19 protein-coding genes are annotated in these 17,766 nt (G+C 64.2%); 12 read left to right on the top strand and 7 right to left on the bottom strand.

Annotated features, from left to right (window positions below; translation table 11 throughout):
* Positions 1–69 precede the first annotated feature (69 nt).
* Entirely contained in the window at positions 70–309 is a 240-nt protein-coding gene (locus tag FHS28_RS14220; RefSeq protein WP_088451606.1) for a DUF378 domain-containing protein, read from the bottom strand.
* A 173-nt stretch (positions 310–482) separates the two neighbouring features.
* Here FHS28_RS14220 and FHS28_RS14215 point away from each other — a divergent pair, with 173 nt between their 5' ends.
* The 3 genes from FHS28_RS14215 to FHS28_RS14205 all read left to right on the top strand — a co-directional run bounded on the left by FHS28_RS14215 (position 483) and on the right by FHS28_RS14205 (position 2,905).
* Positions 483–1,664 carry a zinc-dependent alcohol dehydrogenase gene (locus FHS28_RS14215; protein WP_088451604.1) on the top strand — a complete coding sequence of 394 codons (1,182 nt, stop codon included), beginning with the start codon at positions 483–485 and terminating at the stop codon, positions 1,662–1,664.
* Positions 1,661–2,236, top strand: coding sequence for a hypothetical protein (locus tag FHS28_RS14210; protein WP_088451602.1), 576 nt, complete (start codon positions 1,661–1,663; stop codon positions 2,234–2,236). The genes FHS28_RS14215 and FHS28_RS14210 overlap by 4 nt, the downstream gene beginning before the upstream one ends.
* A gap of 87 nt (positions 2,237–2,323) precedes the next feature.
* Positions 2,324–2,905, top strand: coding sequence for a DUF3617 family protein (locus FHS28_RS14205; protein ID WP_088451600.1), 582 nt, complete (start codon positions 2,324–2,326; stop codon positions 2,903–2,905).
* Between the two features lie 98 nt (positions 2,906–3,003).
* Here the strand turns inward: FHS28_RS14205 and FHS28_RS14200 are convergent, their stop codons facing one another.
* Entirely contained in the window at positions 3,004–4,374 is a 1,371-nt protein-coding gene (locus tag FHS28_RS14200) for a c-type cytochrome (RefSeq protein WP_375140766.1), read from the bottom strand.
* Positions 4,375–4,376: 2 nt separating this feature from the next.
* Positions 4,377–5,120, bottom strand: a complete 744-nt coding sequence (locus FHS28_RS14195) for a c-type cytochrome (RefSeq protein ID WP_375140765.1) — start codon at positions 5,118–5,120, stop codon at positions 4,377–4,379.
* Between the two features lie 370 nt (positions 5,121–5,490).
* Here FHS28_RS14195 and FHS28_RS14190 point away from each other — a divergent pair, with 370 nt between their 5' ends.
* Positions 5,491–6,900: an aminotransferase-like domain-containing protein gene (locus FHS28_RS14190; protein ID WP_088451594.1), complete on the top strand. Its 1,410-nt coding sequence runs from the start codon at positions 5,491–5,493 to the stop codon at positions 6,898–6,900.
* Positions 6,901–7,024: 124 nt separating this feature from the next.
* Here FHS28_RS14190 and trhA read toward each other — a convergent pair whose 3' ends face one another.
* A complete protein-coding gene (trhA, locus tag FHS28_RS14185) occupies positions 7,025–7,639 on the bottom strand; it encodes a PAQR family membrane homeostasis protein TrhA (protein WP_088451592.1) in 615 nt (204 codons plus the stop codon).
* A 220-nt stretch (positions 7,640–7,859) separates the two neighbouring features.
* Here trhA and FHS28_RS14180 point away from each other — a divergent pair, with 220 nt between their 5' ends.
* Positions 7,860–8,093, top strand: coding sequence for a hypothetical protein (locus tag FHS28_RS14180; protein ID WP_088451590.1), 234 nt, complete (start codon positions 7,860–7,862; stop codon positions 8,091–8,093).
* A 39-nt stretch (positions 8,094–8,132) separates the two neighbouring features.
* A complete protein-coding gene (locus FHS28_RS14175) occupies positions 8,133–8,489 on the top strand; it encodes an RNA recognition motif domain-containing protein (RefSeq protein ID WP_088451588.1) in 357 nt (118 codons plus the stop codon).
* Between the two features lie 189 nt (positions 8,490–8,678).
* Here FHS28_RS14175 and FHS28_RS14170 read toward each other — a convergent pair whose 3' ends face one another.
* Positions 8,679–9,467: a hypothetical protein gene (locus FHS28_RS14170; RefSeq protein ID WP_088451586.1), complete on the bottom strand. Its 789-nt coding sequence runs from the start codon at positions 9,465–9,467 to the stop codon at positions 8,679–8,681.
* A 368-nt stretch (positions 9,468–9,835) separates the two neighbouring features.
* Here FHS28_RS14170 and FHS28_RS14165 point away from each other — a divergent pair, with 368 nt between their 5' ends.
* Positions 9,836–10,777, top strand: a complete 942-nt coding sequence (locus FHS28_RS14165) for an SDR family oxidoreductase (RefSeq protein WP_246410181.1) — start codon at positions 9,836–9,838, stop codon at positions 10,775–10,777.
* 43 nt (positions 10,778–10,820) lie between these two features.
* On the opposite strand, the gene rsgA is transcribed toward FHS28_RS14165, so the two are convergent.
* Positions 10,821–11,882, bottom strand: a complete 1,062-nt coding sequence (gene rsgA, locus FHS28_RS14160; protein WP_088451582.1) for a ribosome small subunit-dependent GTPase A — start codon at positions 11,880–11,882, stop codon at positions 10,821–10,823.
* Between the two features lie 371 nt (positions 11,883–12,253).
* Positions 12,254–12,958 carry an SDR family oxidoreductase gene (locus FHS28_RS14155; RefSeq protein ID WP_310736792.1) on the bottom strand — a complete coding sequence of 235 codons (705 nt, stop codon included), beginning with the start codon at positions 12,956–12,958 and terminating at the stop codon, positions 12,254–12,256.
* Positions 12,959–13,347: 389 nt separating this feature from the next.
* On the opposite strand from FHS28_RS14155, the gene FHS28_RS14150 reads away from it, so the two are divergent.
* From FHS28_RS14150 to FHS28_RS14130, 5 genes are all read left to right on the top strand, one after another.
* Positions 13,348–14,268, top strand: a complete 921-nt coding sequence (locus FHS28_RS14150; RefSeq protein ID WP_088451578.1) for a LysR family transcriptional regulator — start codon at positions 13,348–13,350, stop codon at positions 14,266–14,268.
* Positions 14,269–14,601: 333 nt separating this feature from the next.
* Positions 14,602–15,324, top strand: coding sequence for a DUF3667 domain-containing protein (locus tag FHS28_RS14145; RefSeq protein WP_246410119.1), 723 nt, complete (start codon positions 14,602–14,604; stop codon positions 15,322–15,324).
* A gap of 154 nt (positions 15,325–15,478) precedes the next feature.
* Positions 15,479–16,429: a polysaccharide deacetylase family protein gene (locus FHS28_RS14140; protein ID WP_184294870.1), complete on the top strand. Its 951-nt coding sequence runs from the start codon at positions 15,479–15,481 to the stop codon at positions 16,427–16,429.
* Positions 16,430–16,546: 117 nt separating this feature from the next.
* The gene (locus FHS28_RS14135; protein ID WP_088451572.1) at positions 16,547–16,885 is read left to right on the top strand and encodes a hypothetical protein; all 339 of its coding nucleotides are present in this window, start codon (positions 16,547–16,549) and stop codon (positions 16,883–16,885) included.
* Positions 16,886–17,037: 152 nt separating this feature from the next.
* Positions 17,038–17,529: a beta/gamma crystallin domain-containing protein gene (locus FHS28_RS14130; protein WP_184294867.1), complete on the top strand. Its 492-nt coding sequence runs from the start codon at positions 17,038–17,040 to the stop codon at positions 17,527–17,529.
* Positions 17,530–17,766 lie beyond the last annotated feature (237 nt).

Below are 17,766 nucleotides of genomic sequence, written 5' to 3'. Positions count from 1 at the left end.
CATCGGGTGCGCTCTTCGGTGGTGTGCCTGAACAGGTCAAAGCCCGTGGCCGGGCACCACCGCGCAGCGTCAGTGCTTGTTGATGCGTGTCAGCGTGGCGATGCTCACGACCGCCGAGGCGCCGACCAGCACATAGACGATGCGGCTCAGGGGGCTCATCGGTCCGAAAAGCGTCGCCACCAGGTCGAAGTCGAACAGTCCGACCAGACCCCAGTTCAGTCCACCGATGATCAAGAGGACCAGTGCCACGGTGCTGACGGCCCGAAAGCCGCCCGAGGTATGAACATGCGTGTGATGCGTGGTATCCATGGAAGTTCCTTTGCGAACAGTGAGATCCAGAACCACTGCGACGCAGTGTCCTTCCTCCTACCGGCAGGCCGCGTTCCATGGCAGCGCTTCATTCGCCTGGATGTCGCAATGGCATGGGCATTGCCCCCAATGCTCTGTGGTGCTCGCCGAGTGCCGCTCACCAGGAGACATCGATGCTTGCCATGGAGTACCGCGGTCCTTACCGCATCCGTACGGTCCACAAACCCACGCCTGCCATCGAACATCCGCACGATGCCATCGTGCAGGTGGTGCGCAGCTGCATCTGCGGGTCGGACCTTCACCTCTATCACGGCCTGGTGCCTGACACCCGGGTGGGATCGACCTTTGGCCACGAGTTCATCGGGCAGGTCGTCGATGTCGGCAGCGAAGTGAAGTCTCTCCAGGTGGGAGACCGCGTCCTGGTGCCATTCAACATCTTCTGCGGCACCTGCTTCTACTGCCAGCGGGAGCTGTACGGCAATTGCCACGCGACGAATCCGGAGTCCACTGCAGCAGGCGGCATCTACGGTTATTCGCATACGACGGGCGGCTATGACGGCGGGCAGGCGCAATACGTTCGCGTGCCGATGGCCGATGTAGGCCCGACCAAAATTCCCGATGATCTGCACATGGAGGACGCGGTGCTGCTGACGGATGCAGTACCGACGGGCTATCAGGCGGCGGAGATGGGAGACATCCGTGAGGGTGACACCGTGGTGGTGTTCGGCGCCGGACCGATTGGTCTATTTGCCGCCAAAAGTGCCTGGTTCATGGGCGCTGGTCGCGTCATCGTGGTGGACCATGTCCCGTATCGCCTCGACTTCGCCAGTCGCTTCGCGCAATGCGAGACGATCAATTTCCTGGAAGTGAAGGACATGGCCGAGCGCATCAAGCGGATGACCGATGGATTGGGCGCGGACGTGTGCATTGATTGCGTCGGCGCCGAAGCGGCCGGCAACTTTCTGCAGACCCTCACTGGGGTGAAGCTGAAGCTCCAGGCCGGTGCGGCGACGGTGCTGCACTGGGCGGTGAATTCGGTGCGCAAGGGCGGCCGGATTTCCATCGTCGGGGTGTACGGACCGACCTTCAATGCGTTTCCCATCGGCAATGCGCTGAACAAGGGGCTGACGCTGCGAATGAATCAGGCCAGTGTGAAGCGGCACCTGCCGCGGCTGATTGAACACATTCGCGCAGGACATCTGAGGCCGAGGGACATCATCACCCACCGCCTGCCGCTGGAAGAGGTCGCGGATGCCTATCACCTGTTCTCCAGCAAGCTGGACGGCTGCATCAAGGCCGTTCTCATTCCGCCGGGCGCAGACGCCCTCGCCTGGCCCAACGGGAGCCCGACATGAGCAACGATCCCTACACCCCGCACGGCGAGGCCCGCAACGCACACGAGCGGGATATGGCCAGCGGCCATGTGCATCGGCCAGCGGTGGATCCGGAACGCTTCGCCAGCATCCAGGGATGGGGCGTGGACCGCGTCAAGCAGGACCGCCCGGCCGTGCCGATGGAACGAACCCCGCCGCGTCTGGATGGCGTCCACTGGAAGCAGCCGCCGCAGCAGGTGTCCGATGTGGAGGTCCTGCACTCCACTGAACGATCCGGCATGACCCCGGTCTTCGGGACGACGGCGCCGCCCCGGGGCATCAGCGGCATGTTGCGCCGGGTGGGGTTCCGGTTCAGCGAGAACGACCTGCGCCGCTGGCTGGTGCTGCTGATGGCGGACCGGGTGGACATGGTGGAGGGTCTGGTGTCGGATGTGTCGCACGGCCATGTGCCGAACATCTATGCCGAAATGGGCGGCCGGGCGGAGCTCAAGCACAACCCGGCTGGCGCTGTGCGCAAAGCCGCCGTGGTGGTGGGCATCGCCGGCGTGGCCTGGTGGTTGTGGCGGCGGCGGGAGCAAGATGTGTCGGAATGAATCTGCCCGTCCCCCGTTGTGGGGCCTTGGTGCGGAGCAAGGCGCCGGTATGCTGCGCGCTCCAACGTTCTGGATGGAAGACAGAAGATGTACAAGCAGATGATTCGGGTGAGCATGAAATGCGGCGCGCTGGCCGCTGGCGTGATGGCCGCATCGGTCGGTCTGATCGGCGCTGCGCAGGCGCAGTCGGTCAGCGTCAAGCCAGGCTTGTGGGCGAGCAGCACGGCGGGCACCGTCAACGGACACAAGCTGCCGTCGATTTTCGACATCAAGGGCGCACTGACGCCTCAGCAGAAGAGTTCGCTGGCGGCTGGCATGCAGCAACTCGGTCTGCCGGTTGGATCGCCGAATCTGTCCTGCCAGGAGTCGGAAACCTTCACACTGCCCAAGCCTCAACAGACCGAGCAGTGCACCTTCACCGCCGTGCCCACGGACGCGACCAGCGGCACCATCAAGATGAGCTGCGCAGGGGATGTGAAGGGCAGCGGTGAGGGTCGCTACAAGGTCACCGGAAAGACGATGGCCACGATGGACTGGCGGATGGAAGGCACCGCCCAGGGCGGCGCACCGCTCAAGGTGGAGCAGACCACCGTCTACAAGTGGGTGCAGGCCGATTGCAGCCAGCCGCCCAAGGGGATGGACCCGGCGCTGGTGGAGATGCTGAAGTAAGGCACGGCATCGAATACTGAATCAGCGCTTCGGCATTTTTGATGGGGTCTTGCTCAGCGTCTGAGTCCGGGGGAAGGCGACTCACGCCTTCCCGGTGCTCACCTTGACGGATCCGCATTCAGCACATCCAGCGGCGCCACAGCGGTCGCCTCGTGTCCCCACGATTGCCGAAGGTAGGTCGCCAGGTCCGCGATCTGCGCATCGCTGAGCGTCTGCCCGTAGGGCGGCATGCCGAATGGACGCGGATTCCCCGCCGTGGCCGGCGCAAACCCGCCATGGCGAATCATCTGCACAAGGTTATTGATGACTGGCAGCGTCACCGCACGATTGCCCGCCAAGGGTGGATATTGACCCGTCACGCCTTCCCCGGCCGCGCCGTGGCAAGTGGCGCAATGCTCTGAATACAGCTTGCCCCCTCGCTGCACGGACTCCGCACTGCCCCGTGACACCTCCGGCCGCTTCGGCGCTTTGGCCGCCTGCTCGGGCAGCGTCTTCAAATAGTCCGCCATGGCCGCCAGATCGGACTCGCTCATGAACTGCGTGCTCATGAACACCACCTCCGCCATCGGCCCGGAGACAGCGGCGCCATCGGTGGTGCCCACGTTCAGGAGCTTCACCACCTGCTCCCGCGAAAGATGCTGCACGCCGGCCTCCCGCCGATCCAGCAGTGACGGTGCATACCAGGCGCCATCCGGCATCACGGCGCCAGCCCAGGTCTGAGCTTCGCTGGAGCCGCCCAGCGCATTGCGCGCGGAATGGCAGGACGCGCAGTGCCCCAATCCCTGCACCAGATAACGACCACGATTCCACACCTCCGTCTGGGCCGGATCGGCACGGAACTCCTCCGCACGGAAGTACAGCGCCCGCCACACCGCAAGCGCCGCCTGCGTGTTGTAGGGAAAGCGCAGCTCATGCGGCTCATTCGCGCGCGCCACGGCCGGCACCGATTGCAGATACGCCCAGAGTGCGTCCGAGTCTTCGCGGGTCACCGTCGTATAGCTCGGGTACGGGAAGGCTGGCGATAGCAAACGCCCGTCCCTCGACCGGCCATGGTGCAGGGCCCGCCAGAACTCCGACGCTGTCCATCGACCCAGGCCGGTGGCCGCATCCGACGTCAGGTTGGGCGACACCACCACGCCAAAAGGCGTGTCGATACGCCGGCCACCTGCATAGGGCTCTCCGCCGGTCGTTGTGTGGCAGCCCATGCAATTGCCCACATGCGCCAGATACGCCCCACGTTCCATCAGCGCGGCGATGCTTGCCTGTGAGGGCTTCGCCAATGTCGCCCCGGATCGGGTGTCTGATCGGGCGTCCGATCGCGCGTCCATTTGCGCGGCCGATCGTCCGTCCGATGGCATTGCTTCGGACAGCGGCGCCTCGCCCCTGACATTCAGCCAGACAACCCATGCGGCGATCAACGCAAGCACACCCATCAGGCCGCCCACGCCGATCCACACCTTACGCGTCATGCTCATCGCTCACCGCTCCCGCAGCGAATCGGCAATGGCTCATTGCCGGCAGGCACGGGTCGAGGATCCGCTGGCACCGCCTGGGAGGACAGCCAGTTCGCCAAGGCACTCACCTCGTCCGCCGTCAGGCGTTTGGCCACATCGGCCATGCAGTCCGGCGCCTTGGCGTGGCGCAAACCGGTCTGCCAGGCGCCGAGCTGACCAATCAGGTAATCGGCCGGCAGCGTCAGCAGGCCCGGCATGGCGGGCTGTCGTCCGGTCATCTTCGCGCCGTGGCAGGCCACGCAGGCAGGAATCTGCCGCTGTGGCGCCCCGCGAAACACCAGTGTTTCTGCCACCTGCACCTGCTCCGGTGTCAGTCCGTTGGGTCGCGCGGGCGGATAAGGCAATTCGAGACTGGAGAAATAAGCGGCAATCTCCTGCAGGTAGTCGTCGGTCATGAACTGCATCAGATGGTTCATGGCGGGATTGCGCCGGCGCCCATCACGAAAGTTCTGCAGTTGGTTGAAGAGGTAGCCCTGAGGCTTGCCGGCAATGCGCGGGAAGTAGCCCACTCGAGTGGAACGCCCTTCCTTGCCATGGCACATGGCGCAGGGCTGCATGCGCTGAGCCATCGTGTCGCGAATGTGCCCCGAGGCCGTGGCGCTGGCTGGATCACCCGGACCGGTGCTTGGCGCCATTAGGGTTGAGCGCATGCGCTCTGTGCCCGGCGACCCGGTCTGCGCGGCCAGTGGCACGGCAGCCATGCCAAGCAACAAGACCAACGCCCGATAGGTCCAACTGCTCCTCAATGTTTGCGTCACTCCGCACTCCATTTGCCTGCAATCGCCGGATTTGGCCGCGTCCACGCCCTGCCGGACCGCCCCTTCCGACTGTGCGACAGTCCCACACCAAAGTACAGATGCAGATCGGGCTGGAAATACCGGTGCAGAAGCGGGTTCTGCCTGGTCATTCTCCTGGAATCCCTGTGCGCCCAGTACAGTTGATGTCGGACGGTTCTGAAAGGGACAGACGGCCGCCAGCACAAGAAAAAAGGGGGTCAACTGTGCAGGACCAGGTTCAGCACCAGGGCCCGCACCAGGACCCGAAGCAGGATCAGCAGCACCATGGAGCGGTATGAAGCGATATGAGGCCTTGGCCGAAGCACTGGCGGAGTCGATGGCCGCCGGGCAGCTGCGCCCCGGCGACCGCCTCCCCTCCGTGCGAGAAGCCAGCCGCGACCGCGGCGTCAGTCCCTCCACCGTCTTCGAAGCCTATTACCTGCTGGAAGCGCGCGGATTGATTGAAGCGCGTCCGCGCTCCGGCTATTTCGTTCGCCATGCCGCAGCGCCGCAGCCGGAACCTTCGGCGTCCTCGCCCGAATCCCGCGAGCGGCAGGTGGAGGTGTCCGAGCTGGTGTTCCAGGTGCTGGGCCTCGCCCGCAACCGCGCCCTCACGCCGCTGGGGTCTGCCTTCCCGAGCCCTGCCCTGTTCCCGCTGCCCAAACTGGCCCTGGCGCTGGGGCGCGCCACCCGGCATCTCGACCCCTGGCGCACGATTGAAGACCTGTCCCCCGGCAGCCCAGAATTGCGCAGGCAACTTGCGCTGCGTTATCTCACCTCCGGATGCCGGGTCGATGCCGACGAAGTCGTCATCACCAATGGGGCGATGGAAGCGCTGAATCTCTGTCTCGAAGTGGTGACACAACCCGGCGATCTCGTCGCCATCGAGTCGCCCACCTTCTATGGCGCGCTACAGGCCCTGGAGCGACGCGGCCTCAAGGCCGTCGAAGTGGCGACCAATCCGCGGACGGGTCTGGACGTCGACGCACTCGCCAGCGTGCTGGAGAAGCACCCAGTGAAGGCCTGCTGGCTGATGCCCAACTTCCAGAATCCCCTTGGAAGCCTGATGCCGGACGAGGCCAAGGCGCGGCTCGTGGCCTTGCTCGAATCCCATCGGGTGCCGCTGATTGAAGACGATGTGTATGGCGAGCTGTACTTCAGCCGCCGCCCGCGTCCGGCCAAAGCCTGGGACCGTTCCGGACTGGTGCTGCATTGCAGCTCGTTTTCGAAGTCATTGGCGCCGGGCTTCCGATTGGGCTGGGCGGCGGCCGGCAAATTCGCTCAGGAGGTGGGACGGCGCAAGCTCATGAGCACGCTGGCCACTCCCGTGCCCATCCAGGAGGGGCTCAGCGAATATCTGCAGCGCGGCGGCTATGACCGCCATCTGCGGCAATTACGCCAGACGCTCGCGCAGCATCAGCAGCAGGTGCTGCGCGGCATTGCCAGACACTTCCCGGCCGGCACGCGGGTGACGCAGCCCGAAGGTGGCTACTTTGTGTGGGTGGAACTGCCGTCGCAGATCGATGCCCTGGAACTGCACCGCCTGGCGCTGTCGCACGACATCAGCATCGCCCCGGGGCATCTGTTTTCCGCCGACCATCGTTTCAGCCACCACCTGCGGGTGAACTTTGGACATCCGGATCATCCCAAGGTGGAGGCGTCCCTGAAGACGCTGGGGCAGATCGCCAAGGCGTTATCCCCATGAGCACCTATCCCCGCGCACTGTGGACAACTCTGTTCGTTGCCTGAGCAGCACTTTCACAAGTGGTTGATTGGATTCAGGAAATGTTCTTCTGCCTCAATTTTTGGCACGGTGAAGAAATCCGTCCTCACGTCAGCACGCAGTGGGTGACGGCGCCGAAGTGCACCCCGCTGCCAGCCACCACGAAGAGGTGCCAGATGCCGTGGGCATGCCGGCGCCCCGAAGGGTTGGCAAAGAAATAGGTGCCAGCGGTGTAGAACGCCGCCCCTGCGAGGAACAGGCGCAGCGACCCGCCCGACACCTGCGCGAGCGCCGGTGCGCAGGCCAGCGTGGCCATCCAGCCGGTGGTCAGGTACAGGCCGAGCATCGGGCGTCCCTGCGAACCGAACAGCGCGCGAGCAGCCCCGAAGAGGGCCACGGCCCACACCCCCAGCAGCACGGCCCATCCCCACCAGCCGCTGCCGGTCAGGAGCGCAAAGGGTGTGGCGGTGCCGGCAATCAGCAGGAAGATGGCGCAGTGGTCGGCGCGGGCCCACCAGTCCTGGGCGCGCCCGCGAGTGGAGTGGCAGAGCGTGGAGGCCGTAAATACGGCGATCAGCGCCGCACCGAACACGGCGGCGGCAGCCACACGGCGGAGACTGCCGGTCCCGATGGCCTGCGTCACCAGCCAGCCGGTTGCTGGCACGGCCAGCAGCAGGCCGGCCAGGTGCGTGGCAGCATTCAGGCGTTCTCCGCGGTACATCGCACCCCACCCCTGGCTTTCGGATAGGGGCAGCCTAGGGGCGGAATATGACAGCAGCAGGGCCAATCAAAAGATAAATCCGGCCGACTGCGGATCCGTGCTCCAATATCAGGTACTGACATTCGCGCCCCTCGGTAGTCCGACCTTCGCGTCAGCGAGCACGCCGGGTCGTTCCTCGCGACCCATCGCTCCCTCAAGGAGCTTGACCGGAGGACGCGACATGTACGTCAAGGCAAATCTTGCCACCATCCGCGGTGTAGACCTCGCGTCATTCGACGTGATCTACATCTGCCCCCATCGCTCGGAAGCCGGTACGCTGATCTTCCGCCGCCGCCACACCCCACCCCGACGGGCTCTGTTCATTGAACTCCCCGTCAGCCCCGAGTTGAGCACCGTGGCGCGCATTCGCGATGAGCTCGACCCGCGGCAACTCCAGGACGGCTGGCTCCCCTAAGGAGCGCTTCGAAGCCGCCCTCCCAAGAAAGGTAATTGCATGAAGACCAAACTGTATGTGGGCAACCTGCCCTACTCCGTGACCGACGCCCTGCTGCGCAGCAACTTCTCCGAATTCGGCAGCGTGGCCACCGCGCGGGTGATGATGGACCGCGACACCGGCATCTCCAAGGGCTTCGGCTTCGTGGAAATGGCGTCCGCCGAGATGGCTGAAGCGGCGATCGCCGGTTTGCATGGCGTGTCGGTGGAAGGCCGCTCGATCGTGGTCAGCCTGGCCCGCCCGCGTGACAGCAGCGAAAAGCGTGACGACAACCGCGGCGCGCCCGGTGAGTTCCGTGCCACCCGTCGTACGGACGTGGGCTACGGCACCGGCGGCTACGGCGGCGGCAAGTACTGAAGACACACGGGGCGGTACGCGGCGCAGGGGACTGCCCCGACTATCCCCGCCCACTGTGGACAAGTCTGTTCGTTGCCTGAGCAGGAGTGTCGTAAGTCTTTGATTTGAAGCGGGAAAGATCCTCCTGCTTCAATTTTGAGCACGGTGCAAAAAACCTGCCGCCGATCAGCAGGTCAGCAGGTCAGCAGGTCAACAGCCCCAGGAACTCAGATACGCCGTCGGCGGATTCGTTCCGGGGCGCGCCTGGCTGGAGAGGATCAGCGCTTCATAGCCGCTGTTGCTCCCGCCGACATCGAAGATGAAATCCGGCTGACCGTCACCATCGAGGTCACCGATGCCTTTGATACGCACATCCCAGCCATAGCCCCCCAGGTCGTAGTGGAACTTCTGGCCGCCCAACTCCAGGTAGAACTGCGTGCCTTCGCCATAGGGACGGCCGTCCGCCGTGCGGAATCCGTTCTGCAGAGTGAACGCAAAGGGGCGCCCGTTCAGCGACAGCTCATAGCGGTAGCCGAGTTCCGGTGTCAATCGCGGGGTGCCATTCTTGAAGCGATAAAGCGGCACGGTACGCACCTGCCAGATGACGCCGGGGATGCGGACGTACGCGGGTGAGCGGCCGTCGGCGTCGCCCTCAGGTACCTCGCCTGGGGCCGCCGGTTCCTGGCTCGCACGGGCGGCCACCGCTTCCAGCTGATCGACGATGGGCTTGAGCGCCTGCGTGGCTTCCGCCTTGGACAGCGGCTGCAGCTTCAGCGTGGCATCGGTGTCGTTGAAGAGGAGCGTGGCCCAGCCATCCATCGGCCACTGCCGAGCTGGGAGCTTCTCCCAGGCCTGCGGCACGCCGTACGAGCCGACATCCTGATTCCAGTTGCCTAAACGCAGCAGGGCACCGGGTACGCCCTGGGGCGCGGCCAGGAGAGGGGGCGTGATGACCACGGACAGGGCGGCAGCGGCCGCGCGGGCGAGAGCGTGCTTCATGGCGGCCCTGATGATGCCAGATTCGATTCTGGTTGACCCCGTCCCTTAGCGAGGATGACGGCTTGCAGGAGTTGGCGCGGAGACCTTTGTCTGCAGGCGTGCGAGCGCGTATGGCGAGGGTCGTGGGAGGCGGAGTTGCCGGGGATGCAGGCACCCACATCGTCACCCCATGGGCCGCCGCCCTCACTCAAGGAGTTCTCTTCATGACCTCTCCCAATCGCCCGAAGGATTCGAACGCTGATCCGTCCGCCAGTCGGTCCGACCGGCCGTCGTCCGGTCCGTCCAATGACGCCGCCCCCACCGGCGGCGGTGCGTTGACCCGACGCCATGCAATGAGCGGCGTGGTGTCAGGCGTTGCAGCGGCCGCGATGGTCATGCCCGGCGTATCGTCGGGTCAGGCTGCGGGTTCGGCGGGCACACCGCCCGCGGCGCCACTGCGCCACCCGGGTGACCTGTTCCCGAAGCCCCCTTTCCCGAAGCAGGAGCAACCCTGGCCGGGCCTGGCCGGCAAGATGACGCCCAGACCGGACCATGGTGAATCGAGCTATGTGGGACGCGGACGTCTCACCGGCCGACGGGCGCTCATCACCGGCGGCGACAGCGGCATCGGACGCGCTGCCGCCATTGCTTATGCGCGCGAGGGGGCTGACGTCGCCATCAATTACCTGCCGGATGAAGAGCCGGATGCACAGGAAGTGGTGAAGCTCATTCGCGATGCGGGACGCAAAGCAGTGGCCATTCCCGGCGACCTGCGCGACGAGCGCTTCTGCCAGCGACTGATTGCGGACGCCGTGCGTCAGCTGGGTGGGCTGGACATCCTGGTGAACAACGCAGCACGTCAGCAGAGCCACGAATCGATTCTGGACATCTCGACGGAACAGTTTGACTGGACGTTCAAGACCAACATCTACGCGCCGTTCTGGCTGTGCAAGGCGGCGATTCCTCACATGCCGCCGGGCAGCGCCATCATCAATACAGCGTCGGTCAATGCGTATGACCCGGGCGAGAACCTGCTCGATTACGCCTCCACCAAGGGCGCCATCATGATCTTCACCAAAGGTCTGGCGAAACAGCTGACCAAGCAGGGAATCCGGGTGAATGCCGTGGCACCGGGACCCTTCTGGACCCCCTTGCAGGTCTGCGGCGGACAGACCCAGGAGAAGCTGCAGAAGTTCGGCGGAGACACGCCGATGCAGCGCCCCGGACAACCCGCCGAACTGGCGCCGGTGTACGTGCTGCTGGCCTCCACGGAGGCCAGCTACATCACCGGTCAGGTGTATGGAGCTTCCGGGGGCAAGGGCAATCCTTGAGCCATGGAGCGGGCGGCAGCGGTGTCGCTGTCGCTGTCGGCCGCTACCGCTTCTCCTGCGCTCTCCGGCTCCCTGCCTTTTGGATCGCCTTCCATTTGCCCCTGAGCGCAATCCGGTCCAGCGCCGACATTTCGCTGCGCTGTGCATCCCGCAACAGCTTCTGATAGTTGGCCAGACGGTCCGCACTGACGTGCTCGCGTACGGCGCAGCCCGGCTCGCCCGAGTGGCTGCAATCGCGGAAGCGGCATTGCTGGGCGAGGGACTGCACATCCTCAAAGGCAGATGCCAGGCGCCGAGCGTCTGCGTCCGGGCGGAAGGTCCGCAATCCCGGCGTATCGATGATGCAACCGCCCGAGGCGCAGCGATGCAGTGACCGCGCAGTGGTGGTGTGGCGGCCACGGCCGTCACTGCTGCGCACGCCGCCGGTCGCCTGGTCGGCGCCGGTCAGGGTGTTGATCAGCGTGGACTTGCCGGCGCCGGAGGATCCCAGCACCACCAGGGTGGTGGCGCCGTGCACCCAGGGGCCAAGGTCCTGGCGCGTCTCTGGCGACAAGGCATTGACCGGCAGCACCGGGACGGTGGCCGGCAGACGTGCGTACATCTCCGCGATACGGGCCTCGGCCTCCGGGGCGATGTCCCGCTTCGTCAGAACGACCACGGGCAGCACCTCACAGGCGCGCACCATCGCAAGGTATCGTTCCATGCGGCGGGCGTTGAAGTCCGCGTCCAGTCCCATCACGAGCAAGGCGGTGTCCACATTGCTCGCGAGGGGCTGACGTCGTCCGTCCCCGGCGCGACGTGCAATCTGCGTGAGGGGCGGCACCCGCTCCATGACCCAAGCCTGGTGATGCTCGTCCAATTGCATCGCGACCCAGTCGCCAATGGTGAGCGCCTGGAAAGCGGAATTGAGTTGTTTGAGGAGCCTTGCGCTGATTCGGGCCTGATGCTCGAGCGCGCCGTCATGCAGCACGACGCGGTCGCGTTGGGTCTCGACGACGCGCGCCAGACGCAGAGCAGGCTCCGGCGTGGTGAGTTGAGCGGCGGCTTGCGCGATGGACGGCGTCAGGCCGAACGCCTGCAGCGGCTCGAAATGGATGTCAATCATGGAAGTCCATTGATGTCAGTCGTCGTCCGCGCAGGCGCGGACGTTTCCATGCGCGAGGGCGCACGGGCTGAAGGCGGGGGTGCCGGCCGCGGCAGTCGCGGCGATCAATGGACCTGCGGGGATCGCGACGGGGGTCGCGCGAGAAAGTCGCAAGGTCAGGAGCGCGGGACGCTCACGCGGCCGGACATGAGAAGGGCGACACGATGTACTTGGGTCATGGTCTTCTCCTGTGAGGCGGGTTGAAGGTGGCGAGTCTGCCGGGATGCGCGGCCAGCGTCAATCGTTCGATTGAATCGTTCGCTTGAATGGTCCGAATCGTCTGGATCGTTCCATCGATTCGAGCGACGTGACCGCGCGGCTACGGTCTCCGTTCAGGACACGCTTGGGACCAGTGTCTCGCCGCCGGATACCTCGACCACTGTCCCGGTGACATACGGATTCGTCATGAGGAACAGGGCCGCATGCCCGATGTCTGCCGCCTGCCCGATACGCCGCACGGGGAATGCGGCAGCGATCTTCTGGCGCAATCCTTCCCGCTGTTCGGTCGGCAGGAAACGCCACATGTCCGTGTCGATGAACCCTGGCCGGATGGTGTTGACCCGCGTCGGCGCCAGCTCCAGCGCCAGCGAGGCAGACAGGGCCTCAACGGCTGCAAAGGCTGACGTCGCTGCGGCAAAACCCGCCTTGGGCCGAACCGCCAGTCCGCCGGTCAGGAAGGTGATGGAGCCGCCGGCGCGCAGCAACGGCGCAGCATGGCGAGCACTGGCCCAGCTGCCGAGGAACTTGCCCTCCATGTAGCCGCGTACGCCTCGCATGTCGTCGTCCATGAAGGTTCCCCAACTGCCCAGGTCTGGTGAGGCCGTCACAACGAGGTGGTCCAAGGCACCGATGGTTTGGAAGGCGGCGCGGACCGAGGACTCGTCGCGCAGGTCCAACTCGACCTGAGTGAATGGGACGAGGTCGGGCCGTGTTTCCGCGGTTTCGGTTCGGCGGCTGGCAACGATGACCGATGCACCGGACGCGCGAGCGGCCTCAGCAACACCCAGCCCGATGCCGGTTTTGCCGCCGATCACCACGACGCGCTTGCCATCGAGCGGAAGCGCGGGCGCGGGCGCGGGTGCGGATGCGGATGCGGATGCGGATGCGGATGCGGATGCGGATGCGGATGCGGATGCGGAATGTTGGTGGGTCGAATCGCTCGTAGATGCAGACATAGTGAACTTCCTTGAAGGTGGATTCCTGGAACTCCGGGCGCCGTCAAGGCGCTCGGTCCAGCTGAAGCCGCCATCCCTGTGCCGTGAAACGGCATCGCCGGGCACAGTGCCTCGGGTGCGGCATGGAAGTCATCCTAGATTTATCATCAACCGTTGATAATCTGCGCGACATGAATCACACCAATTCCCAGAAGGAATAAGCGCGCGCCGACCTCACCCCGGGCTGACCATCCGGCCGACCCCGTAGAGCCATGGACAAATTTCAGGAACTCACCGCTTTCATTGCCGTCGTGGAGACCGGCGGCTTTTCCGCCGCTGCGAGACGTCTGGGGGAATCACAGTCCGGCGTCAGCAAGGCCGTGGGTGCGCTGGAGCGACGACTGGGCGCGCAGCTGCTGCAGCGAAGCACACGCGTCGTGAATCTGACAGACGCAGGTCGCACCTACTTCCAGCGGATGAAGCCGCTGCTTGATGAGGTGGCGCATGCCGACAGTGAATTGATGGGCAGCACCGGGGAACTGTCCGGTCTGGTGCGCATTGCAGCGTCTGCCACGTTCGGACGACTGCACGTCTTGCCGCTCGTTCCGAAGCTGCTTGCATTGCATCCCAAGCTGAAACTGGATCTGCAATTGACGGACGGCGTGCAGGACCTTCTGGCTGAAGGGATCGATATCGCCATCCGGATCAGCCCGACCGTCAGCCCGGATGCGGTGGTGCGACGGGTGGCAACCACCGCCATGGTCTGCGTGGCGTCGCGTCAATACTTCGCTCTGCATGGCTTTCCCAAGACGCCGGAGGATCTGGTCCACCACAACTGCCTGATCTTCAACGGCATCAATCAATGGGTGTTCAATGGCCCGAGAGGTCGGCGAAGTGTGACCGTCAGCGGGAACCTGGCGTCGAACACGGTGGAGACCATCCTGTCGGCCGTTCATGCGGGCGTGGGCATCGGCATGTTCAACAGTGCCTCATTGGCGGGCGAGCGCTTGGAATCTGACGTCTGTCGCGTTCTGGAAGCGTTCATCGGTCAGACTCGAGACGTCTGCCTGATCTGGCCAAGCCGCAAGTTCATTCCGGTCCGGGTGCGCCAGGTGACGGAGTTCTTCGCGTCAGAACTGAGCGGCCGTCTCGGCCCGAACGGCGAAAGCGATTCGCACGATGCTGTGCGCTGACCCAGCCACTGCCCGCGTTCGCTCCGACCGGGACATGGACATTTGACGGGCGCCGGGCCGGCCCGGGCCAGGTGTTGTTATGGCGCGCTGCGCGCTTTCCCGCAGGGACGGCGTAGCGCTCGCTTCCTATCATCGTGCCCAGCTTCAGATGCCGCGCATCGAGGCCCTTAGCGGCAATACCACGCCCCCTGACGACCGCCTTGCCAACTCATCGTTCGCTTGATGACGCACGACTCCAACCCTGCGAGCTGTCCCAATTGCCAGGTCGCCTTGCCCGGGACAGCCCGGTTCTGCCCTGGTTGCGGCCAGGAAACGCCACTGCATCCGGCTTCGATGCGGGAATTCATCCATGAGTTCATTGGCCACTATGTGGCGCTTGAAGGCCCGCTGTGGCGCTCCCTGGGTGCGCTGGCGGTCCTGCCAGGCCGATTGACCCGCGAATACTTCCTCGGACGGCGACGCCGTTATGTGCAGCCGCTGCGGCTGTATCTGAGTCTGAGCTTCGTGTTCTTCATCGTCATGCACCTGGTGGGCGCCGCCGAGTTCCGCATCAATTTCGCGCAGCCGGTGAAGGTGCAGCATGACAGCTGCCAGAGCGATGCCCCCACAGCTGCTGGTCAGACACAGTGCGGCTGGGTGGAGCGGCAATTGATCAATGTCGGCAACCGACTCGTGGCCGCGAAGCCAGACGCCTTGCAGTCCCGCATCGACCGCTACTCGCCCTACGCCCTGCTGCTGATGCAGCCGGCCTTTGCCGCGCTACTGGCGCTCGTGTTCTTTCGGCGACATTTGAAGTACGCGGAGCATTTTGTCTTCGCGCTGCATCTGCATGCGTTCTGGTTTCTGGCGGCGCTGGTGACATTGGCGGCGGGCTGGCTGTCCTATCTGGTCTGGCCCTGGGCCGTGGTCTATGGCGTGATGGCGCTGCGCAAGGTCTACGGCGTGAGTTGGTGGGGCGGTGTGTGGCGTGAAGGTCTGCTGACTGTGCTCTATCTACCTCTGCTCAGCGTGGGCGTGGCGGTGCTGGTGGTGTTGACATCGCTGACGGCGGGGTGACCGGATGAAGCGCGGGTGGAGTGTGCTTGTGTGTCACCGGCTGATTGCGGCCAGCTTGTTTCGTCGCTGGGTCGCGCGGGGGCCTAACCCCGAGCCTGGGCCTGCGCAGTGCCGCCCTTGGCCTCCTGTCGCGATCCGCCCATGGCGCGCTGCGATGCTCGCGCTGGCGGTGACGATGGCGATAGCAGCGTTGCCGCCGCGGGCTGTCGGCGCGACGATAGAAGACAAGCGCATCGCCATCACCATCGACGACCTGCCCTTTGCCTCCGCCACGCCGATGAGCGTGATGGAAGCGTCCCGTCTGAACGATTCGCTGCTTCGAGCGTTGCGCCGTCATGAGGCGCCCGCCATCGGCTTCGTCAATGAGGACCGGCTGCTGGTGGCCGGCCAGATCGATCGTGGTGCCGCCATCCTGGAAGCGTGGCTGGATGCGGGCATGGCACTGGGCAATCACAACTTCGGCCACGTGGGACTGTGGGACACCAGCGTGGAGCAGGTGCAGGCCGCCGTACTCAAGGGCGAGGTCATCACCCGCTGGCTGACCACGCAACGCGGCGTCCCCTTGCGTTACTACCGCCCGCCTTTCACCCAGACAGGACGAAACGAAGCGGACCGCGAAGCCTTCGAGCGGTTTCTGCAGGCGCATGGCTACACCCTGGCGCCTTTCACCGTGGACCATGACGACTACTGGTTCGCCTGCGTCTATGACCACCTGGACGGCACCGAGGCCGCAGCGGATCGACAAGTTGTCGAGGACGACTACGACGCTCATTTGCGTCGGTCGATCGGTGTTTTCGAATCGATGTCGGCACAGCTGTTTGGGCGGCAGATTCCGCAGATCCTGCTGATTCATGCCAATCGGTTGAATGCCGATACGCTGGATCGCTCGCTGAGCACGCTGAGGGCCATGGGCTACCGGTTCATTACCTTGGACGAAGCTGTGAAGGATCAGGCCTACCAACGGCCAGTGGCCGCCAGCGGCAAGTTTGGTCCTTCATGGCTGGCGCGCTGGGCTCGTTTTGAGGGAGTGAAGCTGAGCGTGTATGGGCAGCCGGATCCGGATGGGCCGACGGTAGCGCTGCATCGGCGGCATTGCGGGTCGTGAGCGGGAGGCGCGGGTCTGCCGACGATCAATGATGTCAAGAAGTTGCCCATCTGGATGAGCGCTGCAATGCTGGCGCCGTTTTTGCGAACAACGAAAAAGTCACACTGAAGATCTCATATGAAACTCCTGAAGCTGCTGTTTGCATTGACTCTCCTGGCATCGCTGTTCGGATGCGGGAAGCCCGTTCCTCCGGAGAAGGCGGCGTATGTTGGAGAGTGGCAGCAAACGACCATGTACCTGCTCATCACCCAGGACGGTTCAGTCAGGTACAAGAGACTGAAGAGTGGCGCATCCACCTCGATTGAGGGGCCACTGAAAGGCTTTGTAGGGGACAACTTCGAGGTCGGGATTGGCCCGATGGCCACAACTTTTGTTGTCAGCACGCCGCCCCATCAAGACGGCGACAAGTGGAAGATGGTTGTCGATGGCGTTGAACTTGTCAGAACTGCACAGTAGCAATCACTGAAGGTCCGGGGAGCCCCGCTCTTGGCCCAGCTGATGGGCGGAGCTGTCATTGAGTTGGTCGAGCCGCCCCCCCTACTCCGAAGGGTTGAGCATCAGGGGAACGAAGTTGAAGATCTTCCAGACCGCAACCTGAGGAGATTTCTGTGGCTGACGTATCCAGTGATCAACGTTTCTCCAATTTGAGCCTGAGCCGCTGGCTGAAATCGGTGTTTTTCGCAGGCGTGTCCGTTGTGATGTGCACGTTTTGTGTTGGCGCAGCGGCGCAGTGCACCGCATCGACGCCGCCAGGAGCTTGTAATGACGTCGTGGGGATCGGTGTTGACGAGAAGGGGAACGTTGTTCAAGACCCTCATGAGACGGGCCAGTTCACTGGTCGCGACGGTGCCTGCTACGCCTACGAGCACCGCGGATTTGATGGCGACCGATACACGTTGAAGCGAAAGAGGATTGCCAACTATGTCGGCGGCAAGTTCAACGACAAGATCTCGTCTTTCAGGGTCTCGCCGGGATGCAAGATCGTTGCCTGGGAACATCGCGACCAGAAGGGTGCGCAAATCACCTTCAATAGCGACGCCGAGTATGTGGGTGACGCTTGGAACGACAGGATTTCTTCATTCGCATGTCGGTGCCAGTGATCGGCAATCCAAGTTGTAGAAATCGAAACATGCGGAGCACGAGTCTTTCGGGCATTCGGCTCCGGTCTAGGGTCACTGGGGCACTGGACCGCGCTGACGAGGGAGCTTGAGAACGGCGCCACCGCGCTGGACAACAACCACCCTGAATCAACCCGGTTTCCGCGGAGGCTGTTTGGTTTAAGTCAGGCCATTACGGCGGAGTTCTGACTGGCGAGTTGCCGATAGTAGTTTGCCTCG

Origin of the sequence: Roseateles terrae (assembly GCF_014192155.1) — a bacterium.
GTDB classification, from domain to species: domain Bacteria; phylum Pseudomonadota; class Gammaproteobacteria; order Burkholderiales; family Burkholderiaceae_C; genus Roseateles; species Roseateles terrae.
The sequence above is the reverse complement of the archived record's forward strand: the minus strand, read 5'-3'. Positions and strand labels throughout refer to the sequence as shown.